The 26,390-nt window shown below is 65.4% G+C and carries 24 protein-coding genes; 20 read left to right on the forward strand and 4 right to left on the reverse strand.

Annotated elements, in window-relative coordinates; genetic code table 11:
- Positions 1-235: 235 nt before the first annotated feature.
- Positions 236-1,567 (reverse strand): class I SAM-dependent methyltransferase, encoded by a 1,332-nt coding sequence (locus BMX78_RS11925; protein ID WP_091419666.1) that lies wholly within the window; start codon positions 1,565-1,567, stop codon positions 236-238.
- Between the two features lie 67 nt (positions 1,568-1,634).
- Between BMX78_RS11925 and BMX78_RS11930 the strand changes: the two genes are divergently transcribed.
- The 6 genes from BMX78_RS11930 to BMX78_RS11955 all read left to right on the forward strand — a co-directional run bounded on the left by BMX78_RS11930 (position 1,635) and on the right by BMX78_RS11955 (position 8,558).
- Positions 1,635-2,717 carry an FAD-dependent oxidoreductase gene (locus BMX78_RS11930; protein WP_091419667.1) on the forward strand — a complete coding sequence of 361 codons (1,083 nt, stop codon included), beginning with the start codon at positions 1,635-1,637 and terminating at the stop codon, positions 2,715-2,717.
- A 52-nt stretch (positions 2,718-2,769) separates the two neighbouring features.
- Positions 2,770-3,960 (forward strand): class I SAM-dependent methyltransferase, encoded by a 1,191-nt coding sequence (locus BMX78_RS11935; protein ID WP_091419668.1) that lies wholly within the window; start codon positions 2,770-2,772, stop codon positions 3,958-3,960.
- A 168-nt stretch (positions 3,961-4,128) separates the two neighbouring features.
- Entirely contained in the window at positions 4,129-5,331 is a 1,203-nt protein-coding gene (locus tag BMX78_RS11940) for an ROK family transcriptional regulator (RefSeq protein WP_091419670.1), read from the forward strand.
- Between the two features lie 111 nt (positions 5,332-5,442).
- The gene (locus tag BMX78_RS11945) at positions 5,443-6,795 is read left to right on the forward strand and encodes an extracellular solute-binding protein (RefSeq protein WP_502686294.1); all 1,353 of its coding nucleotides are present in this window, start codon (positions 5,443-5,445) and stop codon (positions 6,793-6,795) included.
- A 15-nt stretch (positions 6,796-6,810) separates the two neighbouring features.
- Positions 6,811-7,680 carry a carbohydrate ABC transporter permease gene (locus BMX78_RS11950; RefSeq protein ID WP_091419673.1) on the forward strand — a complete coding sequence of 290 codons (870 nt, stop codon included), beginning with the start codon at positions 6,811-6,813 and terminating at the stop codon, positions 7,678-7,680.
- Positions 7,677-8,558 (forward strand): carbohydrate ABC transporter permease, encoded by an 882-nt coding sequence (locus BMX78_RS11955; RefSeq protein ID WP_091419675.1) that lies wholly within the window; start codon positions 7,677-7,679, stop codon positions 8,556-8,558. Before BMX78_RS11950 ends, BMX78_RS11955 begins: the two co-directional genes overlap by 4 nt.
- A 7-nt stretch (positions 8,559-8,565) precedes the next feature.
- On the opposite strand, the gene BMX78_RS11960 is transcribed toward BMX78_RS11955, so the two are convergent.
- A complete protein-coding gene (locus tag BMX78_RS11960; RefSeq protein WP_091419676.1) occupies positions 8,566-8,769 on the reverse strand; it encodes a hypothetical protein in 204 nt (67 codons plus the stop codon).
- Between the two features lie 140 nt (positions 8,770-8,909).
- Between BMX78_RS11960 and BMX78_RS11965 the strand changes: the two genes are divergently transcribed.
- The 8 genes from BMX78_RS11965 to metE all read left to right on the forward strand — a co-directional run bounded on the left by BMX78_RS11965 (position 8,910) and on the right by metE (position 17,748).
- Positions 8,910-9,917 carry an AAA family ATPase gene (locus BMX78_RS11965; RefSeq protein ID WP_091420005.1) on the forward strand — a complete coding sequence of 336 codons (1,008 nt, stop codon included), beginning with the start codon at positions 8,910-8,912 and terminating at the stop codon, positions 9,915-9,917.
- Positions 9,918-9,924: 7 nt separating this feature from the next.
- On the forward strand, positions 9,925-10,797 hold the full coding sequence (locus BMX78_RS11970; RefSeq protein WP_091419677.1) for a DUF58 domain-containing protein: 873 nt from the start codon (positions 9,925-9,927) through the stop codon (positions 10,795-10,797).
- Complete coding sequence (locus BMX78_RS11975) at positions 10,787-11,254, forward strand: hypothetical protein (RefSeq protein WP_091419678.1); 468 nt, start codon at positions 10,787-10,789, stop codon at positions 11,252-11,254. Before BMX78_RS11970 ends, BMX78_RS11975 begins: the two co-directional genes overlap by 11 nt.
- Positions 11,254-12,276: a vWA domain-containing protein gene (locus tag BMX78_RS11980; protein ID WP_091419680.1), complete on the forward strand. Its 1,023-nt coding sequence runs from the start codon at positions 11,254-11,256 to the stop codon at positions 12,274-12,276. The genes BMX78_RS11975 and BMX78_RS11980 overlap by 1 nt, the downstream gene beginning before the upstream one ends.
- Positions 12,273-13,319: a vWA domain-containing protein gene (locus tag BMX78_RS11985; protein WP_170850791.1), complete on the forward strand. Its 1,047-nt coding sequence runs from the start codon at positions 12,273-12,275 to the stop codon at positions 13,317-13,319. Before BMX78_RS11980 ends, BMX78_RS11985 begins: the two co-directional genes overlap by 4 nt.
- On the forward strand, positions 13,316-14,020 hold the full coding sequence (locus tag BMX78_RS11990; RefSeq protein WP_091419682.1) for a hypothetical protein: 705 nt from the start codon (positions 13,316-13,318) through the stop codon (positions 14,018-14,020). The genes BMX78_RS11985 and BMX78_RS11990 overlap by 4 nt, the downstream gene beginning before the upstream one ends.
- 348 nt (positions 14,021-14,368) lie before the next feature.
- Positions 14,369-15,334 (forward strand): methylenetetrahydrofolate reductase, encoded by a 966-nt coding sequence (locus BMX78_RS11995; protein ID WP_091419684.1) that lies wholly within the window; start codon positions 14,369-14,371, stop codon positions 15,332-15,334.
- An 83-nt stretch (positions 15,335-15,417) separates the two neighbouring features.
- Positions 15,418-17,748, forward strand: coding sequence for a 5-methyltetrahydropteroyltriglutamate--homocysteine S-methyltransferase (gene metE, locus BMX78_RS12000; RefSeq protein ID WP_091419686.1), 2,331 nt, complete (start codon positions 15,418-15,420; stop codon positions 17,746-17,748).
- 112 nt (positions 17,749-17,860) lie between these two features.
- Here metE and BMX78_RS12005 read toward each other — a convergent pair whose 3' ends face one another.
- Both BMX78_RS12005 and BMX78_RS12010 read right to left on the reverse strand, forming a co-directional pair.
- Positions 17,861-18,367: a DUF2004 domain-containing protein gene (locus BMX78_RS12005; RefSeq protein WP_091419687.1), complete on the reverse strand. Its 507-nt coding sequence runs from the start codon at positions 18,365-18,367 to the stop codon at positions 17,861-17,863.
- Between the two features lie 45 nt (positions 18,368-18,412).
- Positions 18,413-19,330: a LysR family transcriptional regulator gene (locus tag BMX78_RS12010; protein WP_091419689.1), complete on the reverse strand. Its 918-nt coding sequence runs from the start codon at positions 19,328-19,330 to the stop codon at positions 18,413-18,415.
- A 125-nt stretch (positions 19,331-19,455) separates the two neighbouring features.
- Here BMX78_RS12010 and BMX78_RS12015 point away from each other — a divergent pair, with 125 nt between their 5' ends.
- The 6 genes from BMX78_RS12015 to nrdE all read left to right on the forward strand — a co-directional run bounded on the left by BMX78_RS12015 (position 19,456) and on the right by nrdE (position 26,339).
- Positions 19,456-20,856, forward strand: coding sequence for an NAD(P)/FAD-dependent oxidoreductase (locus BMX78_RS12015; protein ID WP_091419691.1), 1,401 nt, complete (start codon positions 19,456-19,458; stop codon positions 20,854-20,856).
- Positions 20,853-21,578, forward strand: a complete 726-nt coding sequence (locus BMX78_RS12020) for a DUF1365 domain-containing protein (protein ID WP_091419693.1) — start codon at positions 20,853-20,855, stop codon at positions 21,576-21,578. Before BMX78_RS12015 ends, BMX78_RS12020 begins: the two co-directional genes overlap by 4 nt.
- Positions 21,575-22,987 (forward strand): class I SAM-dependent methyltransferase, encoded by a 1,413-nt coding sequence (locus BMX78_RS12025; protein ID WP_170850792.1) that lies wholly within the window; start codon positions 21,575-21,577, stop codon positions 22,985-22,987. The genes BMX78_RS12020 and BMX78_RS12025 overlap by 4 nt, the downstream gene beginning before the upstream one ends.
- 401 nt (positions 22,988-23,388) lie before the next feature.
- Complete coding sequence (gene nrdH / locus BMX78_RS12030) at positions 23,389-23,634, forward strand: glutaredoxin-like protein NrdH (protein WP_013601222.1); 246 nt, start codon at positions 23,389-23,391, stop codon at positions 23,632-23,634.
- A 51-nt stretch (positions 23,635-23,685) separates the two neighbouring features.
- Entirely contained in the window at positions 23,686-24,198 is a 513-nt protein-coding gene (gene nrdI, locus BMX78_RS12035; protein WP_286138923.1) for a class Ib ribonucleoside-diphosphate reductase assembly flavoprotein NrdI, read from the forward strand.
- Between the two features lie 20 nt (positions 24,199-24,218).
- Positions 24,219-26,339: a class 1b ribonucleoside-diphosphate reductase subunit alpha gene (gene nrdE, locus BMX78_RS12040; protein ID WP_091419697.1), complete on the forward strand. Its 2,121-nt coding sequence runs from the start codon at positions 24,219-24,221 to the stop codon at positions 26,337-26,339.
- The last annotated feature ends 51 nt before the right edge of the window (positions 26,340-26,390 follow it).

Here is a 26,390-nt window from a genome sequence, read left to right on the forward strand (position 1 = left end):
TACACCACACCTGGGTTGATTCGATGGAACCGTCACTCCACATGCTTTCAAAGCATGTGCAAACCCCTACAACCCCTGTGAACACTGACAACCAAAGCCATCGCGTACACACATTTTGGCCGCTAACCCTCAGGCCCTCCCCGGCTTGTTCGCAGATCCCGGGTTAGCGGCCCCAGATCCCTGCCTTGAAGGTTCGGATCGGCGAACAGGCCTCTGAATCCGGGCTTACTGCCTCCTAGATCCAATCCGTGCGGCGCAGCGGTGGCGGGTTTCCGCCCGGCCGCTGGACCAGGACCTGGTTCACGCCCGTCAGCCCGTTTTCAAAACCCAGGGCACTGGAGGCCATGTACAGCCGCCATACCCGGGCGCGGCCCAGGCTGGTCAGCTTCACAGCCTCGTCCCAGTGTTCCTCCAGCCTGCTGACCCATGCCCGGAGGGTAAGAGCGTAGTGCCGGCGCAGCGCCTCAACGTCCAGGATCTCGAAGCCCGCAGATTCCAGGGCCACGGACATCTCGCCGAGGCTGATCATCTCGCCGTCGGGGAAAACGTAGCGGGGGATAAAGGAATCCGGGTCGGGGTCGGTGGGACCGGCATTCCATGAGATGGCGTGGTTCAGCAACCGGCCGCCCGGGCGCAGGAGGTTGAACAATGCCGCCGTATACCGGGGCATCTCCGCCCGGCCCACATGCTCGGACATGCCGATGGAACTGATCGCATCAAACGGCCCGTCATCAACATCCCGGTAATCCTGCACGCGGATGTCCACGCTTCCTGTGAGGCCGGCGTCGGCTGCGCGCTTGCGGGCCAGGATGGCCTGCTCATTGGACAGCGTCACGCCCACTACAGTGGCGCCGTACTTGCCGGCCGCATGCAGCGCGAAACTGCCCCAGCCGCAGCCCACGTCCAACACCCGCATGCCTGCTGTCAGCCCCAGCTTGCGGCATACCAGGTCCAGTTTGGCTTCCTGGGCGGCGTCCAGACCGTCGGCAAGGCTCGAACCGGCGGATTCCCGTGCTCCCACAGACACAGGCGGCATGGCATCAGGCCACACCGCGCAGGAGTACACCATGGAAGGGCCCAGCAGCAGGGAATAGAAGTCGTTGCCCACGTCATAGTGGTGGGAGATGGCGGCTGAATCACGCCGCCGCGAGTGGATCCGCCCCTTCCTTGCCACCCGCGCCTCTTCGGCCGGGGGAGCAGGGTTGGGGCCAAGCGCACCCAGCCTCACCGCCGTCCGGAACAGGGTCCACAGTTCGCCCGCAGTGAGCGGCTTGAACGGCCCGGGCTCGGCAAACTTGCCCGCCGAACTCAGCGCCGTGAAGGCGGCGAAGATATCCCCGGGAGCATCAATATCACCGGACACGTAGGCGCGGCTGAGGCCCAGCTGGCCGGGGGACCACAGGATGCGCCGCAACGCGCGGCGGGACCGGAATTCGAGGACCGGCGCCCCTTCCGGCCCAGCCTCCGAGCCGTCCCATGCGCGGAGCCGGAGCGGGATGTCCCGGGTCCCCAGCACAATGGCGAGTGCCCTTGCGAGCCGATCTGCGTTTCCTCTTCTGGTGGTCATGGCCGTCCTCCCTGTGTCCTTGGGCCAACACTAAGGGAGGGACAGCCCGCGCGACTATCATGGGTGGGTGAATTCTCCCCGCGCCGACGTTGTTGTTATCGGCGCGGGCCAGGCCGGGCTTTCCGCCGCGTTCCATCTCCAGCGCCGGGGGCTGGAGTTTGCAGTGCTCGACGCCGAGGAGGGTCCGGGCGGTGCGTGGCGGCACCGGTGGAAGAGCCTGCGGATGGCAACTGTCAACGGCATCAGCGACCTGCCGGGCATCGCCAAGCCGGCAGTCGACCCCAAGGAACCAAGCTCGGAATTCCTTACGCGCTACTTCCGCGACTATGAGCAGGAGCTGGGACTTCAGGTCCAGCGTCCGGTCAAGGTCAGCTCCGTCAGCCGTGAGGACGACGACCCGGCAGGCAGGCTGCTGGTCAGCACGTCCCGCGGGGACTGGAGCGCAGCAGCGCTGATCAACGCCACCGGTACCTGGACCCGGCCCTTCTGGCCCATTTATCCCGGGCAGTCAACGTTCCGGGGCAGGCAACTGCATGTAGCCGACTATGTTTCTGCCGAAGAATTCGCGGGAAAACACGTGATCGTGGTGGGCGGCGGGATCTCAGCCGTCGGCCTCCTGGACGAGATTTCGCTCGTCACCACCACCAGCTGGTTCACCCGGCGGGAGCCCGTATGGCGGGACGCTGAGTTCGATGCGAAGGCCGGGCACGATGCCGTCGCCCTGGTGGAGGACCGTGTGCGCCAAGGCCTGCCGCCGCAGAGCGTGGTGTCAGTGACAGGCCTGATCTGGACGCCGTCCCTTCGGGCCGCTGCCGCGCGGGGTGCGCTCAACCGGCAGCCCATGTTTACTTCCATTGAGCCCGACGGCGTCCGGCTGGCCGACGGGGGCCACCTGGCGGCAGATGTGATTTTGTGGGCCACCGGCTTCCGGGCGGAACTTGAACACCTGGCCCCGCTGCACCTCTGCGGGCCGGGCGGCGGGATCGCGATGGACGGGACCCAGGTGGCGGGAGAGCCGCGCGTCCATCTGGTGGGCTACGGCCCGTCGTCGTCCACCATCGGTGCCAACCGGGCCGGACGCGCCGCAGTATCGGCGATCCTGAAGCTGCCGGGGATCCGCCCCCGGGCAGAGACGGTAAATTGGGGCTGACCGTCCGGAAGCCGGACGGGTATGGCATACAGGAAAGACGGCAGGAAACCCGGTGGCAGTAAAGAGTCTCGACGACGTCCTTCCGAAGCTCCGCCGCAGGCCGGACGTGGAAGCACCCAACCTGCAGGCCTGGGATGCGACCGACCGCCTGCTGCTCGACACGGCAGCCGAACGGATGCGGCCGGGAACCAGCATGGCAGTGATCGGCGACCGCTACGGTGCCCTGACCCTTGGCGCACTGGCGGTGCTTGATCCCGGAACCGTGAGCGTGCACCAGGACCTCATCACCGGGGAGCAGGCACTGCGACTGAACGCAGCCGAGGTGTTCGCTGATGGGGAAGCCGGCTTCACCCAGCTGCCCCTGGGCCCGGAACTGCTTGATGGGGCCGGCATTGTCCTGCTGCAACTGCCCAAGACCCTTGCCGAGCTGGACCAGATCACCGACGCGATGGCACGGTACGCCGCGCCGGACGTGGTGCTCCTGGCCGGCGGCCGCGTGAAGCACATGTCGCTGGGGATGAATGCGGTCCTGGAACGCCACTTCAGCTCGGTCGCACCGCAGCTGGCTCGGCAGAAATCGCGTGTCATCCTGGCCAGCGGTCCCCGCAGGACGGGGGAGCCGCAGCGCTTCCCGGTCGTCGAACACCTCGCCGAAATCGACCTCGACGTCGCTGCCCACGGCGCGGTCTTCGCGGGCCCAAAGCTGGACATCGGCACCAGGTTCCTGCTGACATTCCTGCCTTCCATGCGGCCCGCGCGGCACGCCATCGACCTTGGCTGCGGCACCGGCATCCTTGCCGCGATGTATGCCCGGCAGCACCCGGGCTCAACCGTGACCGCCACGGACCAGTCAGCCGCAGCCGTGGCATCCGCGCGGGCCACGGCCAGCGCGAACGGCCTGGCGGAACAGGTCCACGTCCTGCAGGATGATGCGATGGCCACACTGGCCGACGCCAGCGCGGACCTGATCCTCCTGAACCCACCGTTCCATGTCGGTGCCGGCGTCCATGCCGGAGCGGGCCTGAAACTCATCGAAGCAGCCGGCCGGGTACTCGCCCCGGGCGGTGAGCTCTGGACCGTCTACAACCGCCACCTGGCCTACGTTCCCGCACTTGAGCGCCACATCGGACCCACACGGGTGTTGGGCCGGAACCCTAGATTCACGGTGACCCTGAGCACCCGCCGGGGCACCAATGACCCTGCCGGAGCCATTGCCGCGGCAGCGGAGCGCCCCGGGCCGTAACCCGCTGCGCTTTCCCACACATTGTGCCGCGCCGTCGGCCGTTCCGGTGGGTCTGTGCCGGTGCGTAACGTACGATTCAGACATCAGTATCTTTGTGCCGAAGACGAAGGGGACGCCGTGACTGAGATCCGCCAATCCTCACCGAGGCGCGGCACGAACCTGCCCCGGATGGGCGACTTCAACCTCACTGTGATCCTCGACGCCATCCGCAGGTCCTCGGGCGGACTGAGCAGGGTGGAACTCGCCCAGATCGTGGGACTCTCGCCGCAGACCATCTCGAACATCTCCCGCCGCCTCCTGGACCAGAACCTTATTGTCGAAGCCGGCAAGGAAGGCAGCGGCCCCGGAAAGCCCCGCACCATCCTCCGCCTCAACCCCCGCGGGATGTACGCAGTCGGCGTCCACCTGGACCCCGCCGTGACCACCTTCGTGGTCCTGGACCTGGTGGGTGCGGTGGTGCAGCACTCCCGCATCAAGACACCCGGCGGCAACGATCCTTCGGCCGTTATTTCCACCATCGCCGCCGAAATCGCCCAGCTCGTGGAGGACTCAGGCGTGGACCGGGACAGGATTGCAGGCCTCGGTGTGGCGGCACCGGGCCCCATCGACCTGGACAACGGCACAGTGGTGGACCCGCCGCTCCTTCCCGGCTGGGACCGGGTGGAACTGCGCAACGCCCTGTCCCAGGCCACCGGATACTCCGTCCTCATGGACAAGGACGTCACCAGCGCGGCCGTGGCCGAAACCTGGGCCGGCGGTCCCAGCGGAGCGGGCAGCTTCATTTTTATGTACATGGGCACCGGTATCGGCTGTGGAATCGTGCTTAATGACGAGGTGGTCCGGGGCATGTCCGGCAACGCCGGGGAGATCGGCCATATCGTGGTGGACCCGCACGGCCCGCCGTGCGACTGCGGCCTGCGGGGCTGCGTCAAATCCTCCTGCATCCCGCAGGTCCTGGTGGCCGAGGCCGAGGCTGCCGGCATCCTGGACGGCTCCCGCTCGGGCAATAGTGGCGCCGAAATCCAGCAGAGCTTCTCTGCGCTGTGCGACCTGGCCGACGCGGGAAATGAACAGGCCATCGCCATCATCGACAAGTCCGCCGTGCTGGTGGCACGGGCAGCCTCCGTGGTGACCAACACGCTGGATGTGGAGCGGGTGGTGTTTGGCGGACCGTTCTGGAGCCGCCTGGCCGAACGCTACCTTGAGAAGATACCGGCCCTGCTGGATGCCAACAGTGACACCCGGCTGATCCATCCCATCGAGGTGGTGGGCACCGGGGTGGGCGAAGACGTGGGCGCCATCGGTGCCGCCTCCCTCGTTCTGGAACACACACTCGCGCCGAGGGCCCAAAGATTGCTCCTGGAGAGCTGAGGGGGCTGCCCGCCCTTGTCCGGGGCAGGACTCCCATCTAGCATTTGCGTATTGCCGCGGCTGGGGCCCGCTGACAAAAGGGGTCCGCAGCCTTCGATTGAATGGAGCATGATGCGTCGCCCGGCACTGAAGACCCTGTCCCTCATCGCTTCGGCACTGTTCCTCCTCACCGCGTGTACGCCGGCGGCCCCCGATGACGGCTCCAAGACCCTGAAGGTGGTCTACCAGAAAACTGACTCCTTCACCGCGCTGGAGACAATGTTCCAGGCCGCCAAGAAGGAGTTCGAGGCGGCCAACCAGGGAGTCACCGTCGAGCTGCAGCCCATCCAGGGCAACGACGACGATTACGGCACCAAGCTGGCCCTTGCCTTGAGATCGCCGTCCACCGCACCGGACGTCTTCTACGAGGACACGTTCAAGGTCCGCTCCGACGTCGACGCCGGCTACCTCCTGAAGCTGGACAGCCACCTTGATGGCTGGGCGGACTGGGAAAAGTTCGACGACGGCGCCAAGGCGGCAGGGCGTGCGGACGACGGCGGCACTTATGCAGTGCCCCTGGGCACCGACACCCGGGCCATCTGGTACAACAAAAAAGTCTTCGAAGCCGCGGGCATCAGCCTTCCGTGGCAGCCGCGCAACTGGCAGGACATCCTGGATACGGCGCGGAAGATCAAAGCGGACGACCCCTCGGTGGTCCCGTTCAACATGTACGCCGGGAAAGGCAGCGGCGAGGGCACCGTCATGCAGGGGTTCTACGAACTGCTCTACGGCACCGGCTCCACCCTCTACGACGAGGAGTCCAAAAAATGGGTGGTGGGATCCGCCGGTTTCAAGGATTCGCTGGGCTTCCTCAAGACCCTCTATGACGAAGGGCTCGCAGTGACGCCTGCCGAAGCCCTCGATGCGAACGTCTGGAAAAAGGTGTTCGGCGAATGGTTCCCGGACGGAAAACTGGGCGCCACCGTGGAAGGCTCCTACGCGCCGTCGTTCTGGCAGGACGGCGGCAGTTACGAATGGCCCGGCTACGCACAGGACATGGCGGTTGCCCCGTTCCCCACGCAGGACGGCGGCGAGCCGGGTGCGGTGAGCATGTCCGGGGGCTGGACGCTGGCCATCGGAGCAGGGACCAAAGAACCGGACCTCGCCTTCAAATTCCTGAGCACGGCGCTCAACCGGGACAACTCGCTGAAATTCACGCTGGACAGTTCCCAGATCGCGGTTCGAAGCGACGTCGCTGAGGACTCCGGCTACCAGGGGGCCAACCCGTTCGTGAAGGACGTCTCCGGACTCGTCTCAGTCACCCGCTACCGCCCGGCCACTTCCGACTACCCCCGGATCTCTGCCGCCGTCCAGGAGGCGACGGAGGGTGTGATCACCGGTGCCAAGTCGCCCGACCAGGCGGCCGCAGACTACGACGCCGCCGTGGCAGACATAGTGGGCGGCGACAAGACCGTCCGGAAGTAGCCGGTGCCGGCCCGAATGGGGGGACGCGGGCTGCTGCGCTACCTGCCCGTCCTGCCTGCCCTGCTGCTTTTGCTGGTGTTCCTGGCCGGTCCGGTGTTTTGGGCCTTCCAGGCGTCCTTTACCAATACCGGGCTGACGGGCAGGAATGCGCGCAACCCCGAATGGGTGGGGCTGGAGAACTACCAGCGGCTGCTGCTGGATCCGGTGTTTCCCCTCTCGCTGTGGCTGACAGTCCTGTTCGTTGGGGCTTCTGCTGTCCTGGGCCAGAACCTGCTGGGGCTGGCCCTCGCGGTGCTGATGCGGCGCGCACGCCGGGCCGTGTCCGCAGCTGTGGGCACGGCGGTAGTGGCTGCCTGGGTGCTGCCCGAGATCGTGGCGGCCTTCGCCGCCTACGCCTACTTCAGCCGGGACGGCACCCTGAACCAGTTGCTGGGCGGCCTGGGAATGGGAGAGCCGGACTGGCTCTATTCCTGGCCGATGGCGGCCGTGGTGCTGGCGAATATCTGGCGGGGCACGGCCTTTTCCATGCTGGTGTACCGGGCGGCCCTGAACGACATTCCCACGGAAGTGGCCGAGGCCGCGCAGATGGACGGCGCCGGCGGCTGGAAGCGGCTGGCTTTCATCACGCTGCCCATGATCCGGGGCAGCATCGCCACCAACCTGATGCTGGTCACCTTGCAGACGCTTGCCGTGTTCACCCTGATCTGGGTGATGACCGCCGGAGGTCCGGCCAATGCCAGCACTACCCTCCCGGTCCTGGCCTACCAGGAGGCCTTCAAATTCGGTGACATCGGGTACGGGACTGCGGTGGCTTCGGTGCTGCTTCTTATCGGTGCGGTGTTCGGTGTGGGGTACATCCGGCTGCTGAGGGAGGGGAAGCGTTGACCGCACCGGCACGGGCATCCGGAACTGCCCTCTTCGAAAAGGCCCCCCGCCCGCGCAGGCCCGGGAACAGCCGTGTCAGTCCCGCAGATGTGGCACTGCTGGTCCTCGGTGCCTGTTTTGTGCTGCCGCTGCTGTGGCTGGTCCTGGCGTCCTTCGACGCGGAGGCAGGCCACGAGACCAGCGTTCCAGCCGCCCTCACCCTGGAGAATTTCGCCGCGGTGATGACGCCGGGGCTGCTGTTGCAGCCGTTGTGGAACAGCCTGCTCCTGTCCGCAGGGACGGCCACGGCCACGCTCGCGGCCGCCGTGCTGGCCGCGTATCCACTGTCCCGCTACCGGTCCCGGTTCAACACGCCGTTTATGTACGCTGTGCTCCTAGGGACCTGCCTTCCCGTTACAGCCATCATGGTGCCGGTCTACGGACTTTTCGTCCAGCTGGAGCTATTGGATTCAATGCCGGCAACCATGCTGTTTATGGCCGCCACCGCCCTGCCGATGGCCATCTGGATGACCCGGAACTTCATGGACGCTGTGCCGGTGTCCCTCGAGGAGGCGGCATGGGTGGACGGCGCGTCCAGGATGACAGCGCTGCGCACCATCGTCCTGCCGTTGATGCGCCAGGGACTCGGCGTGGTGTTCATTTTTGTGTTCATCCAGGCCTGGGGAAACTTCTTCGTCCCGTTTGTGCTGCTCCTGTCCGAGGCGAAGCAGCCAGCGGCGGTATCCATTTTCAGTTTCTTCGGACAGCATGGCGCAGTTGCCTACGGCCAGCTCGCCGCCTTCTCCATCCTGTACTCGCTGCCGGTGCTGGCCCTGTACGTCATTGTGGCCAGGGGTGCCGGGAGCTCATTTGCCTTGTCCGGCGCGGTGCGGGGTTAGCCGCCCGCTAGTCGATATCCTCGACAACCACTCCGAAGGGGATGCTGTCGTCAAGGTGTGCCTGGTGGCCGGTTGAGCCTGGGTTGTAGACAACCCGGACTCCATGGAGCCTGTCCGCGGCTGACTGCTGCAGGACAGGCTTGACGGTGTTGATGAACATCTCGCTTTTGTCGGCGAGAAACTCCTTGTAACTGGCTGGAAGCTCGCTCATGTCAAAAGAATAGACCTGGGGAGCCCCCGTGGGGAGTGGTCCCCATTGCCCGAACCCGCGGATCCGTCTTGGATAGGATGGCGGCGGAGTGCGGTCCGGCCGTACCGGACGCCAAAACACAGCCATCAGGGGGAATCGCAGTGCTTCAAACCAGCTCTTCGGCAAGGATCGAACCGGCGGAGCTGGCACGGGCGCAACAGGTTGCAGCCAACATTTCCAGGAGCTTCGACGCGAAGATGGTGGGGCAATCCCGGCTGCGGGAATCGCTGCTGGTGGGCCTGCTCACCGGCGGCCATATCCTGCTGGAAAGCGTTCCGGGCCTGGCCAAAACCACGGCTGCCCAGACTGTCGCCGAAGCCATCAGCGCGGAGTTCCGGCGGATCCAGTGCACTCCGGACCTGCTGCCCAGTGACATTGTGGGGACGCAGATCTACGACGCCGCCAAGGGAACCTTCGTCACGCAGCTGGGCCCGGTGCACGCCAACATCGTGCTGCTGGACGAGATCAACCGCTCCAGCGCCAAGACCCAGAGCGCCATGCTGGAGGCCATGCAGGAACGGCAGACGTCCATCGGCGGCCAGGAACACCGGCTCCCTTCCCCGTTCCTGGTCCTGGCTACGCAGAACCCGATCGAGCAGGAAGGCACCTACCAGCTTCCGGAAGCCCAGATGGACCGCTTTATGCTCAAGGACGTCCTGGATTATCCGTCGCCTGCCGAGGAGGCCGAGATCATCCGTAGGCTCGACGCCGGAGTGTTCACCGACGAGCAGAAGCCGGCGGCCGCGGCGTCCCTTGAGGCGGTGGCCCACGCCCAAAGCATGGTCAAGCGGATCTACATCGATCCGGCGGTCATCAACTACATCGTGGGGCTGGTCTACGTCACCCGGAACGCGCAGCAGTACATTGATCCGCGGCTTGCCGGCTTCATCGAGTTCGGTGCCAGTCCGCGCGCCAGCATCGCCTTCAGCCAGGCGGCACGCGCAGTGGCGCTCCTGCAGGGCCGGGACCATGTGATCCCGGAAGATGTGAAATCGCTGGCCCACCGCGTCCTGCGGCACCGCCTCATCCTGAATTTTGAGGCAGTGGCTGAGCAGGTGCCGGTGGAAACGGTCATCGACGCCGTGGTCGCCGCCGTCCAGACGCCCTGAGCCCGCCATGACCAGCCTCCTTCACCGGGTGAAGTCGAAGATGGCCATCTTTGCGCACCGTAAGGCCCGCGGCATGCTTGACGGCGAATACGGTTCTGTTTTCCGCGGCCGCAGCCTGGACTTTGATGACCTCCGCGCCTATGTTCCGGGAGACGAGGTGCGCGATATCGACTGGAAGGCAACAGCCCGCCACGGGTCCCCATTGATCAGGAGGTACGTGGCCGTCCGGCGGCAGACAGTCCTGCTCATCACCGATACCGGGCGCAACATGGCAGCCGAAGCAGCCGGCGGGGAAACCAAGAAGGACATTGCCATCATGGCGCTGGGGGTTATCGGGTACCTGGCCCACCGGCACGGCGACGTGGTGGGCCTGGTGTGCGGCGACGCCCATAAAACAACATCCCTGCCGGCCAAAAGCGGCGAGGCGCACCTCGAACGGCTCCTGCGCCATGTCCATAACAACGCCACCATGGATTCTGCTGCCAGCCGGCTTGAGGACCAACTGGAGCATGTGGCCCGCACCGTCAAGGGCAGGTTCCTGTTGTTCGTTGTGGCGGACGAAATGGTAGCCACCCCCTCGCTGTCAGGGCTGCTCCGCCGGCTTCGGGCACAGCATGAGATCCTGTGGCTGACGGTCCGTGATGCGGATCTGACGGCGGAAGCGCCGTGGTTCAGCGTTCACGATTCCTCGCCTCTGATGGGCCACCTGGCCCGGTCTCCGCGAGTGGCTGCAGCATACTCCCAGGCAGTGACGGACAGGGACTCCGGACGCACTGACATGCTGCGCCAGGCAGGGATCACCGGGGGTTCGGTCAGCGGGAGCCCGGAGGTCATCACGGAGCTGTTCGCACTCCTGGAAAGGCACCGGCGTGCAGGCTGATCCCGAATTCCTCGGCCCGCTGCCGTACAGTCCGCTGTGGACGTGGACAGGGCTGGCCCTGCTGCTCCTGCTGGCCGCCTGGTACACGTTTGTTTTCGCCAGTACCAGGCGTCCCCGGCCCAGCACCCCCGCCGGGTCGGGACCGCTCACCGACCTGCCGGCACTCCAATCGGCGTACCTGCAGCGGATTATTGACGTGGAACGGGAGGCAGCCGCCGGAAACATCAGTACCCGCGCTGCCCACCAGCAGATCAGCCTCCTCCTGCGCCGCTTCGTCCGCGACGCCACCGGGGTGGACGCGCCGAGAATGACGTACGCCGACCTCGCGAGCCACCCGTTGCCCGCGGCCGCGAAGGCCGTCGGCGCGCTGTACCCGGGTGAGTTCGGGTCCGAGCCGCTGCCCGCCGTCGCAAGCTCTGCCGCGGCGGCACGCGAGGCGGTGCGCTCGTGGAGCTGATGTTCTGGTGGGTGGTTCCCCTGGGTGCGGCCGTGGCAGGCCTCGCGGCCTGGGCGGCGTGGCGCCCGGGCAGGAACACAAGCGCACGACGGCGGCCGGCAGCCCATGCGGACAGGCTCACCCGCCTGCCCGAATACCAGGCCGCACTGCGGCGGCACCGCCAGTGGCTGGTGGTCGCGGCAACTGCCTGCGGGGTCCTGCTGGCGTCAACCCTGCTCGCCGCCGCACGCCCTGTGAATGTGGACACCGTCCGGCCGGAGCAGCACAACCGCGACATCGTCCTGTGCCTGGACGCTTCCGGATCCATGAGCAGCGCAGACGCGGAGGTGGTGGACGTGTTTGCCCGGCTGGCAGAGGACTTCGAGGGCGAAAGAATAGGCCTGACCATCTTCGACAGCACAGCCATCCAGGTCTTTCCCCTCACCGACGACTATGAGTACGCCAGGGAACAGCTGGCCCTGGCCCGTGATGCCTTCAACGGCAAACCCGGCACGTCCGGCTTCCTCGACGGAACCTGGAGCGGCCGCGGTTCATCCCTGATCGGGGATGGCCTCGCCTCATGCATCACCAGCTTTCCACCCTCCCGGGACCCGGAAAACAGCAAGCAGCAGAACGCTGGCCAGCAGGGCAGCCGGCAACCGCGCTCGCGGTCGGTGATCCTGGCCACGGACAACTTTGTTTCGGGCGATCCCATCATGACCCTGCAGGAAGCTGCCGGAATGGCGAAGGAAAGGGAAGCCCGTGTTTATGCGCTGAACCCGGGGGACTTTGACTACGGCACCGACGCTGACCAGCCCGGGGCGCAATTGCGTGCGGCCGCCGAGTCCAGTGGGGGAGCCTATTACGCCCTGGACAGCCCGGACGCGGTGCCGGGCATTGTGCGGGCCGTGCAGGAAACGGAGAAGTCCACCCTGCAGGGCGCGCCGCGTGCCGTGGTCACCGACTTGCCCAACCTTCCGTTGGCCGTTGCGCTCCTGGCCGGCCTTGTCCTCGCTGTTGCGTCCTGGCGGCTCCGCCCATGACACTGCAGCCGATCCTGCCGTGGTGGCTCCTCCTGCCCCTCACCGCCGCCGCACTGGTCTTCCTGGGCTGGCGGATCCTTTGCGAACGGAGGCGCCCCGGCCGCACTGGACGAATCCGGCGGGCCCTGCTGGTGCTGTTCGTGCTGACAGCAGCATTCCGGCCAGGCATCCCCGGCGGCTCCGCCCAGGCCGCTGCAGCGGACCTGAACGTCTTTTTTGTGGTGGACACCACCAGCAGCATGGTGGCCGAGGACTACGGCAATGCCGCACCGCGCCTCGCCGGCGTCCGCCAGGACATCATGGCCATCGCCGGGGAACTGCCGGGTGCCCGTTTTTCCGTCATCACCTTTGACACCGAAGCCCATGTCCGGATGCCCCTGACCACCGACACGTCAGCGCTTGACACCATTACCTCGATCCTCCAGCCGCAGGTCACGTCCTATGCCAAAGGCAGCAGCATCACGGCCGCCCGCCAAGTGCTCGCCGAACGCCTGTCCGCAGCCAGGGACAGCCACCCCGAGCGGCCCCGGCTCGTCTTCTACCTGGGCGACGGCGAGCAAACCAGCGGGAAGGAGCCGGAGCCCATGGCGCTGGATGGGGAACTGGTGGCCGGGGGAGCGGTGCTGGGGTACGGGACCTCCGGCGGCGGGCGCATGAAGGAGAACACCGGGATGGAGTCCGACGACGATGCCCCCTACATCCAGGACCGCACCGTAGATGCCGCCAAGGATGCGCTGTCCATCATTGATGAGGACAGGCTCCGGGAGGTCGCTGCGCGGCTGGGTGTGCCCTATGTGCACCGGTCAGCGGGGGACCCGGTCTCAGCCATGCTGCAGGAGGCGCGCGCCGGCGCCCTGGAACGAACGGAACAAGACGGCACCCTTGGGGGCCGGACCGAGTTCTACTGGCTTTTCGCTGCGGGTGCCTTCGTGGTGGGGTTGGCCGAGCTGATGGGCATCATCCGGCAGCTGCGCGAAGTGCGGCCTGCGGCCAGGCCCCTTCGTGCCGCACACGGCGGCCAGCCAAAGGATACGGCAGGATGAGGCGCCGCCTGCTGGTGTGGTCGGCCCTTCCCGCTCTGCTGGTGCTGTTGGTCGCGGCGAAACTTCTCAGCCTCGACCCGCTTGCGGGGCACGCCGCGAAGGCCTTCGAAGCCAAGGACGCGGCCGCCGTCGGAATGGCTGCGGAGGCGCTCCAGGCCGCAAACATCGTGGAGCCGCACAAAGCGCCCTTCGCCGCCGGGGACGCCCAGGCGCTCGCCGGAAATTTCGGAGCTGCCCGGTTGCGCTTCGAGGAAGCCCTGGACCTTGCCCCGCCAGGCTCGCTGGATGCCTGCGTGGTGCGGCTCAACCTTGTCCTCGCCATCGAGCGGCTCGGTGACGAGAAGCTGCGTCTGGAGGATAGGGCGGGTGCCGCAGCCCTGTTTACCGAGGCATTGGAAGCCGCCAGCGAGGCCCCGGAGGGCTGTTTCGACGCGGGACCCTCCGCTGATGCCGGCCAAAAGCTAAAGGAGGCGGAAGGGCGCCTGAACGGAAAACTCGAGTCAACCAAGGGGTCCGCCGAGGATCAGGCAAACGCGGCGGAGGAGGGAGGACCGGACGAGCCGAAGGCCAAGTCGCCCGGCGAGGACCAGCTGCAGCAGTTGCAGGAGAGCGCCCGGGAGTCCCAGCGGGAACGCAACAGCGGACGGGAACGGTCGGACTACCTTGAGGACACCGCTCCCGGCGTGGACCGGCCCTGGTGACCAGCGGCCACAGGCGCAAAGGGGGAGCGGAGCGAAGAATATTCTGTTGCCGAACGAAACAAGGCGTAAGACTGCGTCTTAATTCGGGCGCCGACTTGAAAGCTCCTCCGGCCGCTCATAGAGTTCTATACAAGTTACCGCGGTAACGTGTCAGCGATCCTCCGTTGCGGAGGGTGTGGGTGCCCCCATGTGGGCCTGACATTTGCTCACGGACAACTTCATTCCAGGCGTAACAGTCGCGGCTGCGTCCTTGTGGAGTTTTTTCGTGTTCCCCAAACTCAAATTCATTGCCGGTCCCCGTCCAGTTTCTGACAGGGAACCTCCAATGGCCCAAAGCCAAGGATGCAAATGTCGCCACCAAGCCTTATCGACACACACCCGAATCTCTCCGAAGCCGCCCCCGTGGCGCTTTCCTACGAGCTGTTCCCGCCCCGTTCGCCGGCAGCCGCGGAAACGCTCTGGACCACCATCCGGGAACTGGAAACCACCGAACCTGACTACGTCTCCGTCACGTATGGTGCCAGTGGCTCCAACCGGGACACCGCCGTCGAACTTATCAACCGGCTCCTGCTCGAAACTACCCTCCGGCCGCTGGCCCACCTGACCTGTGTTGGCAACACGCCGCAGGAACTGGCGGGCATCATCGGCGAACTGCTGGACACCGGGGTGCGCGGCATCCTGGCGCTGCGCGGCGATCTTCCCAAGGACGGCGGCGAACCCGTCGACGGAGCCCTGCGGTACGCCCAGGACCTGATCGAACTCATCCGCCGCGTAGAGCAGCGCCGTTCGGCACTGCTGTGCGCCGGGAAGATTGCGGTTGGCGTGGCGGCGTACCCCACCAGGCACCCGGAATCGCCGAGTGAGGAGCACGACGTCGAGGTGCTGCTCGCAAAGCAGCGTTCCGGCGCGGACTTCGCCATCACCCAGGTCTTCTTCCGTGCAGAACAGTACGCCGACCTCCTCACCCGGGCACGCCGGGCCGGAGTCACCATCCCCATCATTCCCGGCGTGATGCCGCTGACCAGCCTCCGCCGCCTCAAGCGGCTGGGTGAGCTGGCGGGCGTGGAGCCCGCAGCGGAACTGATGGAACGCCTGGCCGCCGCGGACAACGACATCGAACGCCTCCACATCGGCGTCGATGCCACCGTGGACCTGGCCAACGCCGCACTGGATGCCGGCGCGCCCGGCATCCACCTCTACACCTTCAATGAACACCAAAGCGCACTGGAGGTGCTGGACAAACTGGCACTTCCCCGGCATTCCCGTTCCGGGATCCGGCGGGACGCGCTCACCCGGCGCCAGCTCGCCAGCTGACGACTTCCGCGAAGCACCCCGCGCTTTAGACCCTGGCTATAAAGCCCAAAGTTTCAAACCCAGCTCCTACCTGAGGATTTGTCATGCCTGAAAACAACACGCCCTTCCCGTCCGCCTCACTCCTTGGCTACCCCCGTATCGGCCGGCGCCGCGAGCTCAAGAAGGCCGTCGAGGCCTACTGGGCCGGCAAGATCGACGCCGCCGCCCTGGACGCCGCTGCCAAGGACATCCAGCTGACCATCGCCAAGCGCCTGCAGGAGCTCGGCCTGACCGAAGCCGCCGCCGTGCCCGGCACCTTCTCCTACTACGACCAGGTCCTGGACACCACCGCGCACCTCGGCGCCGTGCCGGCCCGTTTCGGCAACCTCCTCAACGCTGAGGGACAGCTGGACATCGACGGCTACTTCACGCTGGCCCGCGGCAGCAAGGAACAGCAGCCGCTGGAAATGACCAAGTGGTTCGACACCAACTACCACTACCTGGTGCCGGAAATCGGTCCGGAAACCGGGTTCACCCTCGCCTCCACCGCCAAGGTTGACGAGTTTGCCTTCGCCCTTGCCAACGGCATCGAAACCCGCCCGTACCTCGTTGGCCCGGTCACCTACCTGCTGCTCTCCAAGGCTTCCGACGACGCCCCGGCCGGCTTCAACCCGCTGTCCCGCCTCGGGGACATCCTGCCCGTCTACGTGCAGCTGCTCGAGAAGCTGGCAGCAGCCGGGGCCGGCTGGGTCCAGCTGGACGAACCCGCCCTGGTGGTCGACCAGGACACCCCGGCCGGTGACATCGAAGCAGCCGTGGCCCGCGCCTACGACGTCCTGACCGCAGCAGCCAACCGCCCGCAGATCCTCGTGTCCACCCCGTACGGCTCGCTCGACGGCCAGCTCGGCACCCTCGCAGCCACCAACATCGAGGCCCTTCATATCGACGTCTTCAAGGGCGCTGTCCCCTCCGCCGCCGCCCTGGCGGGCCTGGGCAGCAAAACCCTGGTTGCCGGCGTCGTGGACGGTCACAACATCTGGCGCAACGACCTCGCAGCCTCCGCTGCGAAGCTGGACGCACTGAAGGAAGCCGCCGGCACGCTCGCCGTTTCGACGTCCACCTCCACGCAGCACGTCCCGCACGACGTCGCCGAGGAAACCCAACTTTCCGAGCAGCTCCGCAGCTGGCTCGCGTTCTCCGACCAGAAGGCCGTGGAGGTCAAGACCCTCGCCGAGTACCTGGCCAACCCCGCCTCCGCCAAAGCAGCCATCGACGATGCAACGGCAGTGATCGCCTCCCGCGCCACCGCCGAAGGCGTCCGCCGTTCAGACGTCCGGGCACGCACCGAAGCCCTGACCGCCGCGGACTTCGCCCGCTCCGAGTACTCAGTCCGCGAAGCCGCCCAGGAAGAGTCGCTGCACCTGCCGCCGCTGCCCACCACCACCATCGGCTCCTTCCCGCAGACGTCGGAGATCCGTTCGGCCCGCGCCCGCAACAACAAGGGCGATCTCACTGATGAGCAGTACGAGAAGCTCATGAAGGACGAGATCAAGCGCGTTGTGGACCTGCAGGAAGAGCTGGGCTACGACGTCCTGGTGCACGGCGAGCCCGAGCGCAACGACATGGTGCAGTACTTCGCCGAGAACCTCGAAGGCTTCGACGTCACCGTCCACGGCTGGGTCCAGTCCTACGGCTCGCGCTGCACCCGTCCGTCCATCCTGTGGGGCGACGTGACCCGAAGCGCCCCCATCACGGTGAAGTGGGCCGAGTACGCGCAGTCCCTGACCAGCAAGCCGATGAAGGGCATGCTCACCGGTCCGGTCACCATCCTGGCGTGGTCCTTCGTCCGCGACGACCAGCCGCTGGGCGAGACGGCCAACCAGGTCGGTCTGGCCCTGCGCGACGAGATCGCCGACCTCGAAGCCGCCGGCATCAAGGTCATCCAGGTGGACGAGCCTGCCCTGCGCGAGCTCCTTCCGCTGCGCAAGGCAGACCACGCCGAGTACCTGAAGTGGTCCGTGGATTCCTTCCGCCTGGCTACCGCCGGCGCGGCCGACGCCACCCAGATCCACACCCACCTCTGCTACTCCGAGTTCGGCGTGATCATCGACGCGATCGACGGGCTGGACGCGGATGTGACCTCCATTGAGGCCGCCCGGTCCCGCATGGAGGTTGTGCACGACCTTGAGTCCCACGGCTTCGGCCGCGGCGTTGGTCCTGGTGTCTACGACATCCACTCGCCGCGCGTTCCCGGCACCGAGGAAGTGACTGAGCTGCTCAGCACCGCCGTGAAGCACGTTCCGTCCCGCCAGCTCTGGGTCAACCCGGACTGCGGCCTGAAGACCCGCGGCTACGTTGAGACCGAGGAATCCCTGCGGAACCTGGTCGAGGCCACCAAGACGGTCCGCGCCGGACTGCTGGAAGCGGCGAAGTAAAACAACAGCAAGGGTTTCGACAGGCTCAACCACCGGTGGTTGAGCCTGTCGAAACCAAGAACGGTGGCTGAGCGTCTGCTCAGCCACCGTTTTGGTTTAAGTGCATCCCGCGTCAGGACTCCCAGACGATCTCGTCGTCCACGACGCCGTCCTCGTCCGCCGAGGCCACCAGGACTTCATCGGTGAAGTGCTCGCCCAGGGTGAAGTCCATCACAAAGTAGCGTTCGGGTTGGCCGGGGTAGATGCCCACGTGGCCGAGCTTCAGTGCTTTGAGGAACACTTCCTTGGTGAGCTGGCTCCGTTCCTGGACACCAAAAACCTTGTGCAGGTGCTCATCCTTGAGCGCGTTGCAGTGGAAATGGAGGTATTCCTGCGGGCTGGTGCCTTCCTGGTCCAGCTCCTCCGCGATCATGTCCCGCACCTCGTCCACCAGTTCGGGCAGGAACCGCAGGCGGTAATCCACCTTGCGCAGTGCCGCCTCGTCGAAGTGGTCGTGGGCGGTGATGTTCAGGTCGATCTCCAGCGGATGGCCCCGCAGCTCATGTTTGGCAGCGATGTTGTGATCGCTGCCGTGATTGAGCTCGATCTCGCCAAAGTGCTGGCTCGCTACCTTGTTCATAGTTTCAACATAGACCCGAACAGCGGTGCATTCCAGCGTTCGGGCCTAATTCACCGCCTTGGGCATCCCGGCAAAGGTCTCGGCCAGTAAGTCGACAAACAGCTGTACCCTGGCGGTTTTCCTGTCGTTGATCAGCAGCGCGAAAACGTTGCGGGCCAGCCGGATCTCCGGGACGTCCAGCACCACCACGCCGGCGGGTTTGTTGCGCAGCGCGAGCTCGGGTACCAGCGCCGCGCCCAGCCCGGCAGCAGCCATCTCCAAGCTCGCGTGGAAGTCATCGCTGTGGGCCACAACCCGGGGGTGCAGGTTACAGCCGGCGAAGAGCCGTTCGATCACCATGGCGTCGGCTGTGCCGGGGTGGTGCATGATCCAGGGCATCTCGGACAGGTGGTCGGCGGCCACTTTCGCATCGGCGCGGAAGCCCCAGCCGGCAGGCAGCACCACCCGGAAGTCGTCGTCGCCGATCCATTGCCTGTTAATCGTGTTGGGCCAGGCGAAGCCGGTCTGGCCCACCTGGAAAACCACTGCCAGGTCCAGGTCGCCGCCGGTGCGCAGCCCCTGGATGGTCTGGCCGGGCTCAGCGACTGAGACTTTCAGGTCGATGCCCAGGTTCTTCCACGTTGGATTCTTCAGGATCCGCGGCAGGACGAAGGTGGCCAGGCTGGGAAAGATTCCGAGGCGCAGTTCCTGGTGCGCCGAATCCTGGGTTTTGGAGGCGGCTGCCATGAGTGCCTCGATGTCCGTGAGCACCTTCGCGGCGTGCCGGGTCATCACGACGGCGGCTTCCGTGGGCACCACGCTGCGCGCCGAGCGCTGGAAGAGGACCACGCCCGTGTCCCGTTCCAGCGCGGACATCTGCTGTGAAACGGCCGAGGCGGTGTAGCCAAGCGTTGCCGCAGCGGCCGCGAACGAGCCTAGCCGCGTGACCTCCAGGAGGGTCTTCAGGTGTACCGGATTTACCACCAGCCCACAGTACTCTGCCGCCTCCTGCCGAAGAAGCTGAAGCCCGCACCCATCCGGCGGCCCGGGCGCTGCGAATTTCCCTCTGTATACCCATCACTGGCAAATGTTCAGCAGAGGAGCATCAATTGTCACCTGATCCAGCAGCAAGCGGAGGCGGACGACGGCGGGTGGCCGTCATCGGCAGCGGCGTCGCCGGCCTCATGGCCGCCTACGTCCTCAGCCGCGAGGACGACGTGACCCTGTTCGAGGCGGATTCGCGGCTGGGCGGGCACGCCCACACCCACGACATGCCGCAACCGGACGGCTCGGTTCTCGGTGTTGACACCGGGTTCATCGTCCACAATGAGCGGACGTACCCCACGCTGCTGCGGCTGTTTGCCGAGCTGGGGGTGGAAACCCAGGACTCCGAAATGAGCATGTCCATCCGCTGCGACGGCTGCGGGCTGGAATACGCCGGTGCCCGTGGCGGTGCCCGCGGCATCATCGCCCGCCCGTCCAGCCTGCTGCGGGGCCGTTACCTGCTGATGCTGCTGGAGGTCACCCGCTTTTACCGCAAGGCCAGGGCGCTGCTGAACACCGCCCCGGTCGCCTCGGTCAGCCCGGACGAGGCAGTTCCCGAACTGACCCTGGGGCAGTTCCTCGAGCATGAAAATTTCAGCCCCTACTTCGTTTCCCACTTCATGACCCCGGTGGTCAGCGCTGTCTGGTCCTGCGACCCCACCACCGCTTTGGCCTATCCGGCCCGCTATCTCTTCACGTTCCTTGGGCACCACGGGCTGCTGGGCGTCAAGGGTTCACCCCAGTGGCGCACGGTTACGGGCGGCTCGGCGCGGTACGTGGAGAAGCTGGCGGCCACCCTGCCGGATATCCGGCTCAACTCGCCCGTGTCCGCCGTCCGGCGGCACGCGCTGGGCATCGAAGTGGTGACGGAAGCCGGCGTCGAGGATTTCGAGGCCGTTGTCATCGCAACCCACCCGGCGCAGGCGCTCGGGTTCCTGGCCGACGCCACCCCGGATGAAAAGGAAGCGCTGGGCGGGATGCCGTATTCGGTGAACCACACGGTGTTCCACCGGGACCCTGCTGTCCTGCCGTCCGCCGACAACGCCAGGGCATCCTGGAATTACCGGCTTCCGTCCTGCGAAGCCCGGCCCGACAAGGTCCTGGTCAGCTACGACCTCACCCGCCTGCAGCGGCTGACTCCCTTGGACGGCAAGCCGTACCTGGCGAGCCTGGGGGAGTCCGAACTCATCGCCGATGACGCCGTCCTGGAGCGGATGGTCTACGAGCACCCGCAGTACACTCCGGAATCGGTGCAGGCACAGCAGGCAATCACGGCACTCAGCGACAACCGCATTGCCTATGCCGGCGCGTACCTCGGCTGGGGTTTCCACGAGGATGGCGCACTGTCCGGCGTCCGGGCCGCTGAATCGCTGGGACGCTCCTGGCCTATTGCCCTGCCTGCTGATCCGTTTGAATCCCTGGACGGCGGGGAGCGGGAGCTTCTTCCCGCAGCGGAACCCGCATGAGCGCAGCGATCTACCGCACCTCGATCTCCCACGTGCGGCACACCCCCTTGAAGAACTCGTTCACCTACCGCAGCTACAGCTGGTTCGTGGACGTTGACAACCTTCCGCGGCTTCCGCTGCTGATGCGGCCTTTGGCCGTGTTCCGGTCCGGCGACCATCTGGGCGATCCGGACGCCACCATCCGCAGCAACGTGGAGCGGTACCTGCGTACACAGGGGATAGAGCCCGACGGCGGCCCTATCCACATGCTGACCAGCGCCAGGGTCTTCGGCTATGTTTTCAACCCGCTGACGCTCTTCTGGTGCTACCGCTCCAATGGAGAGCTTGAGTGCGTGGTCGCCGAAGTCCACAACACGTACGGTGAGCGGCATTGCTACCTGCTCAGGACAGACATCTCCGGGCGTGCCTCGGTGCCGAAGGCGTTCTACGTTTCACCGTTCAATGAGGTGGACGGGCAGTACCGGATGAAGCTGCCCCCGCCGGGGGAGCGGCTGGCCGTGTCCATCGTTCTGGAACGAGAAGGCCACCGGCCCTTCGTGGCCAGCGTGGACGGCAAACGACGGCCCGCCACCGTGCGGAACATCCTGGCGGCTGCGTTGACGGTCCCAGCCGCGCCGCTGTTGGTTTCCGCCCTCATCCGGGTACAGGGCATTACACTCTGGGCAAGACGCCTGCCCGTCGTCGCCAGACCACACCACCCCTCACAGGAGGCAGCTCAATGACAATGACGGACGACAACGAAACGGCTGCAGCTCCTCTCCGGGACAAAGCCGCGCAGCAGGCTGAACGCAACGCCGTGAAGCCGGCGCCGGACCAGGGCATCACGCAACTGGCCGGAACATGGAACCCAACGGGAGTGCCGGCGTCGCCCGCTTCCATCGACGCGGACCTGTGGCCGGGAGTGGCACAACCGCCGTCGGGAGCCAAGGCAGCGATCGCCGGGAAGGCCGCCGGGCTCCTTTTCAAGGGGGCAGTGAAGCGCCTGCCCCTGCGGGTGGAGTATCCGGATGGTGCTGTCTTGGGGACAGGCGGTCCGGACGCGCCGGTGATGGTGATGGTGCGGCCGGAGGCATTTGAAGCCCGGATTGGGGACAACGGCCTGATCGGGCTGGGGGAGTCCTTTATGGCCGGCGACTGGGAAGCCAGCGATCTGGCCGGCGTCCTCGAGGTGTTCGCCGCATCGGTGGACAGGCTGATTCCTGCCCCGCTGCAGAAACTCCGAACCCTGTACCTGCCGCGTACCCCGCGGCAGGAGCGTAACGCCGAACAGAACACACGGAGCAACATCTCCCGGCACTACGACCTCTCCAATGACCTGTTCTCCACCTTCCTCGACGCCACCATGAGCTACTCCTCGGCCCTGTTCCCGGCTGACGCGGGACCCTTGAGCTCCGTGGGGTGGGACGCCCTGGCGGAAGCACAGCGGGCAAAAATCGACAGGCTGCTGGATAAAGCCGGCGTGGGTGAGGGCACCCGGCTGCTGGAGATCGGCACCGGCTGGGGCGAACTGGCACTGCGGGCAGCAGCGCGCGGCGCCACTGTCTACAGCGTCACCCTCTCCAGCGAGCAGCAGGCGCTCGCCCAGGAGCGGATCGCGGCAGCCGGCTACGCGGACCGCGTGACGGTGGCCCTGCAGGACTACCGCGCGGTGGAAGGCGAGTACGACGCCGTGGTGTCCGTGGAGATGATCGAGGCCGTGGGCTACGAATACTGGCCCATCTATTTCCAGACCGTCGACCGGGTCCTGGCGCCGGGCGGAAAGGTGGCTATTCAGGCGATCACGATGCCTCACGGCCGGATGCTGGCCACCCGGAACGCCTACACCTGGGTCCACAAGTACATTTTCCCCGGCGGTTTCCTGCCGTCCGTCCGGGCCATCGAGAGTGTGACCCAGCAGCACACCACCCTGCGCGTGCGCGAGCGGATGGGCATGGGGGACCACTACGCGGCCACCCTGCGGTTGTGGGAGGAGCGGTTCCTGGAGAGGTCCCTCGAGGTGGCGGAGCTCGGCTTCGATGCGGTGTTCCAGCGGATGTGGCTGTTCTACCTGTGCTACTCCCGGGCAGGCTTCCAGTCCGGCTACCTTGATGTGCAGCAGGTTGTGCTGGATCGCCGGGAGGCCCAGCTCTAGCAGCCCATGCCTAAGGCAGGGTCCGGCACTTGGCCGCCGGCCGGCGTCGTGCGTTTGATCACCAGAAGAGGTTCCGAAGGTCACTTCGGAGCCCCTTTTTGGTGCCCTTGGCACTCCGCCGGTACTCCCCGCGGCAGGCGCGACACGCCGTCTTTTCCACGACACGCGGGGCGTTAATTGTGGCTAAGTACTCCACAGGATGTGGATTCCGTCCGCAAAAACAGCGGGATTCCGGACATTTTGAAGGCCTCTGCCTGTGGATTAAAAGTGCATTAAATGACATACTTGTAATACATCATCTTGGGGTTCCGAAGAGGCGTCTGCACTAGATGTAGTATCTACATACAGCTTGGGCGGGAACACCGGACGAGCAAGTTTTTCCAGAAAAGGGGACAGGAACCATGACCGTAACGGTTTACACCAAGCCTGCTTGTGTTCAGTGCAACGCCACCTACCGGGCTCTCGACAAAAAGGGCATCACCTACCAGAGCGTTGACATCTCCCAGGACGCCGAAGCCCTCGAGCGCCTCAAGGCACTGGGTTACATGCAGGCCCCCGTTGTGGTCACGGACCAGGACCACTGGTCAGGCTTCCGCCCGGACAAGATCGAGGAACTGGCACTCTCCGCAGTTTCCTCCGTGGCCTAAGGGGCCACACTTTTTCCTGCCGGCAAACGTCAACCAGCTGAGGTGACTCCCATGGCAGCACCAGCAGCAGAGCAATCGTACAAGGCACAACACTTTCACGCGGCTCAGCGCGTGGATGCTGCGGAGCCGGTTTCCGCGGTTGTCACCGGCAGCCAGCTCATCTACTTTTCCTCGGCATCCGAGAACACCAGCCGCTTCGTCTCGAAGCTTGGCCGTGAGGTGGCCCGGATTCCGCTGCTCCCGAAGGACGCACCCCTCCTTGCCACGCGGCCGTATGTGCTGGTGGTGCCAACATATGGCGGCACCGGGGGAGAGGGATCCGTCCCAAAGCAGGTCATCCGCTTCCTGAACAACCCGCAGAACAGGCAACTGATCCGCGGTGTCATCGGGGCCGGCAACACAAACTTCGGGAACAACTACTGCATGGCGGGGGACATCATCGCCGCCAAGTGCGGAGTACCGCACCTCTACCGCTTCGAATTAATGGGCACGCCAGACGACGTGACCCGTGTAAACAATGGATTGGACACGTTTTGGACACGACTGTCGCAGACACAGAAGTAACCAGGGCCCAGAAGCCTGAGATGCCTGCCGCCTACAAGGGCCTGGGCTATCACGAGCTGAACGCGATGCTGAACCTGTACGGTCCCAGCGGCGAGATCCAGTTCGAGGCGGACCGCGAGGCCGCCCACCAGTACTTCCTGCAGCACGTGAACAACAACACCGTGTTCTTCCACGACCTGGAAGAGAAGCTCGAATACCTGGTCAAAAACGACTACTACGAGCGCGAAACCCTCGACCAGTACACGATGAACTTCATCCGTGACCTGTTCAACCGCGCCTACAAAAAGAAGTTCCGCTTCGAGACCTTCCTGGGCGCGTTCAAGTTCTACACGTCCTACACGCTGAAGACGTTTGACGGCAAGCGTTTCCTGGAGCGCTACGAGGACCGAGTGTGCATGGTTGCCCTGCACCTGGCCCGCGGCAACGAGCAGCTCGCCTTGCAGATGGTGGACGAGATCATCGAGGGCCGCTTCCAGCCGGCCACCCCCACGTTCCTGAACGCGGGCAAGAAGCAACGCGGCGAGCTGGTGTCCTGCTTCCTGCTGCGCATCGAAGACAACATGGAGTCGATCGGCCGCTCCATCAACTCCGCACTGCAGCTGTCCAAGCGCGGCGGCGGGGTGGCGTTCGCGCTGACCAACATCCGCGAAGTGGGCGCGCCCATCAAGCAGATCGAGAACCAGTCCTCCGGCGTCATCCCCGTGATGAAGCTCCTCGAAGACAGCTTCTCCTACGCCAACCAGCTTGGTGCCCGCCAGGGTGCCGGTGCCGTGTACCTGCACGCGCACCACCCGGACATCTACCGCTTCCTGGACACCAAGCGGGAGAACGCGGACGAGAAGATCCGCATCAAGACCCTGTCCCTTGGCGTGGTCATCCCGGACATCACGTTCGAGCTGGCCAAGAAGGACGAGGACATGTACCTGTTCTCGCCCTACGACGTCGAACGCGTCTACGGGATGCCGTTCTCCGACGTCTCGGTCACCGAGAAGTACTACGAGATGGTGGACGATTCCCGGATCAAGAAGACCAAGATCAAGGCCCGCGAGTTCTTCCAGACCCTCGCCGAGATCCAGTTCGAATCCGGCTACCCGTACATCATGTTCGAGGACACGGTGAACCGGGCCAACCCGATCGACGGCAAGATCATCATGTCCAACCTGTGCTCTGAGATCCTCCAGGTTTCCCAGCCCACCACGTACAACGATGACCTGTCCTACGCTGACACCGGCAAGGACATCTCCTGCAACCTGGGCTCGCTGAACATCGCCAAGACCATGGACTCGCCGGACTTCGGCCTGACCATCGAGACGGCCATCCGCTCGCTCTCGGCTGTCTCGGACATGTCCAACATCACTTCGGTGCCCTCCATCGCCAAGGGCAACGACCAGAGCCACGCCATTGGCCTGGGCCAGATGAACCTCCACGGCTACCTGGCCCGCGAGCGGGTGCACTACGGTTCCGAAGAGGGCCTGGACTTCACCAACATCTACTTCTACTCGGTGGTGTACCACGCCGTCCGCGCTTCCAACCTGTTGTCCATCGAGACGGGTCAGACGTTCGGCGGCTTCGAGAAGTCCAAGTACGCTTCGGGTGAGTTCTTCGACAAGTACACGGAGCAGGAGTGGGTGCCGCAGACCGAGAAGGTCCGTGAGCTGTTCAAGAACGTGCACATCCCCACGCAGGCTGACTGGCTGGCGCTGAAGGCTTCGGTTATGGAGCACGGCATCTACAACCAGAACCTGCAGGCCGTGCCGCCCACGGGCTCGATCTCCTACATCAACAACTCCACCTCCTCGATTCACCCGGTGGCGTCCAAGATTGAGATCCGCAAGGAAGGCAAGATCGGCCGCGTCTACTACCCGGCGCCGTACCTGACGAACGACAACCTGGAGTACTACCAGGACGCGTACGAGATCGGCTACGAGAAGGTCATCGACACCTACGCCGCGGCCACCCAGCACGTTGACCAGGGCCTGTCCCTGACGCTGTTCTTCAAGGACACCGCCACCACCCGCGACATCAACAAGGCCCAGATCTACGCCTGGAAGAAGGGCATCAAGACCATCTACTACATCCGTCTCCGCCAGCTCGCGCTGGAAGGGACGGAAGTGGAGGGCTGCGTCAGCTGCATGCTGTAGTTGTAGCTTCAAGTAACTCGTGAAGTACGACGGCGGGCGCCCGCCCGCCGT

The organism is Arthrobacter sp. OV608, from assembly GCA_900110595.1.
Lineage (GTDB): Bacteria > Actinomycetota > Actinomycetes > Actinomycetales > Micrococcaceae > Arthrobacter.

Bases quoted from the DNA above. Each gene is read 5' to 3' on its own strand.
- BMX78_RS11925 (WP_091419666.1), bottom strand. From the start codon at position 1,567: ATGACCACCAGAAGAGGAAACGCAGATCGGCTCGCAAGGGCACTCGCC.
- BMX78_RS11940 (WP_091419670.1), top strand. From the start codon at position 4,129: ATGGGCGACTTCAACCTCACTGTGATCCTCGACGCCATCCGCAGGTCC.
- BMX78_RS11945 (WP_502686294.1), top strand. From the start codon at position 5,443: ATGCGTCGCCCGGCACTGAAGACCCTGTCCCTCATCGCTTCGGCACTG.
- BMX78_RS11950 (WP_091419673.1), top strand. From the start codon at position 6,811: ATGGGGGGACGCGGGCTGCTGCGCTACCTGCCCGTCCTGCCTGCCCTG.
- BMX78_RS11960 (WP_091419676.1), bottom strand. From the start codon at position 8,769: ATGAGCGAGCTTCCAGCCAGTTACAAGGAGTTTCTCGCCGACAAAAGC.
- BMX78_RS11970 (WP_091419677.1), top strand. From the start codon at position 9,925: ATGACCAGCCTCCTTCACCGGGTGAAGTCGAAGATGGCCATCTTTGCG.
- BMX78_RS11980 (WP_091419680.1), top strand. From the start codon at position 11,254: ATGTTCTGGTGGGTGGTTCCCCTGGGTGCGGCCGTGGCAGGCCTCGCG.
- BMX78_RS11985 (WP_170850791.1), top strand. From the start codon at position 12,273: ATGACACTGCAGCCGATCCTGCCGTGGTGGCTCCTCCTGCCCCTCACC.
- BMX78_RS11990 (WP_091419682.1), top strand. From the start codon at position 13,316: ATGAGGCGCCGCCTGCTGGTGTGGTCGGCCCTTCCCGCTCTGCTGGTG.
- BMX78_RS11995 (WP_091419684.1), top strand. From the start codon at position 14,369: ATGTCGCCACCAAGCCTTATCGACACACACCCGAATCTCTCCGAAGCC.
- metE (WP_091419686.1), top strand. From the start codon at position 15,418: ATGCCTGAAAACAACACGCCCTTCCCGTCCGCCTCACTCCTTGGCTAC.
- BMX78_RS12005 (WP_091419687.1), bottom strand. From the start codon at position 18,367: ATGAACAAGGTAGCGAGCCAGCACTTTGGCGAGATCGAGCTCAATCAC.
- BMX78_RS12020 (WP_091419693.1), top strand. From the start codon at position 20,853: ATGAGCGCAGCGATCTACCGCACCTCGATCTCCCACGTGCGGCACACC.
- BMX78_RS12025 (WP_170850792.1), top strand. From the start codon at position 21,575: ATGACAATGACGGACGACAACGAAACGGCTGCAGCTCCTCTCCGGGAC.
- nrdH (WP_013601222.1), top strand. From the start codon at position 23,389: ATGACCGTAACGGTTTACACCAAGCCTGCTTGTGTTCAGTGCAACGCC.
- nrdI (WP_286138923.1), top strand. From the start codon at position 23,686: ATGGCAGCACCAGCAGCAGAGCAATCGTACAAGGCACAACACTTTCAC.
- nrdE (WP_091419697.1), top strand. From the start codon at position 24,219: ATGCCTGCCGCCTACAAGGGCCTGGGCTATCACGAGCTGAACGCGATG.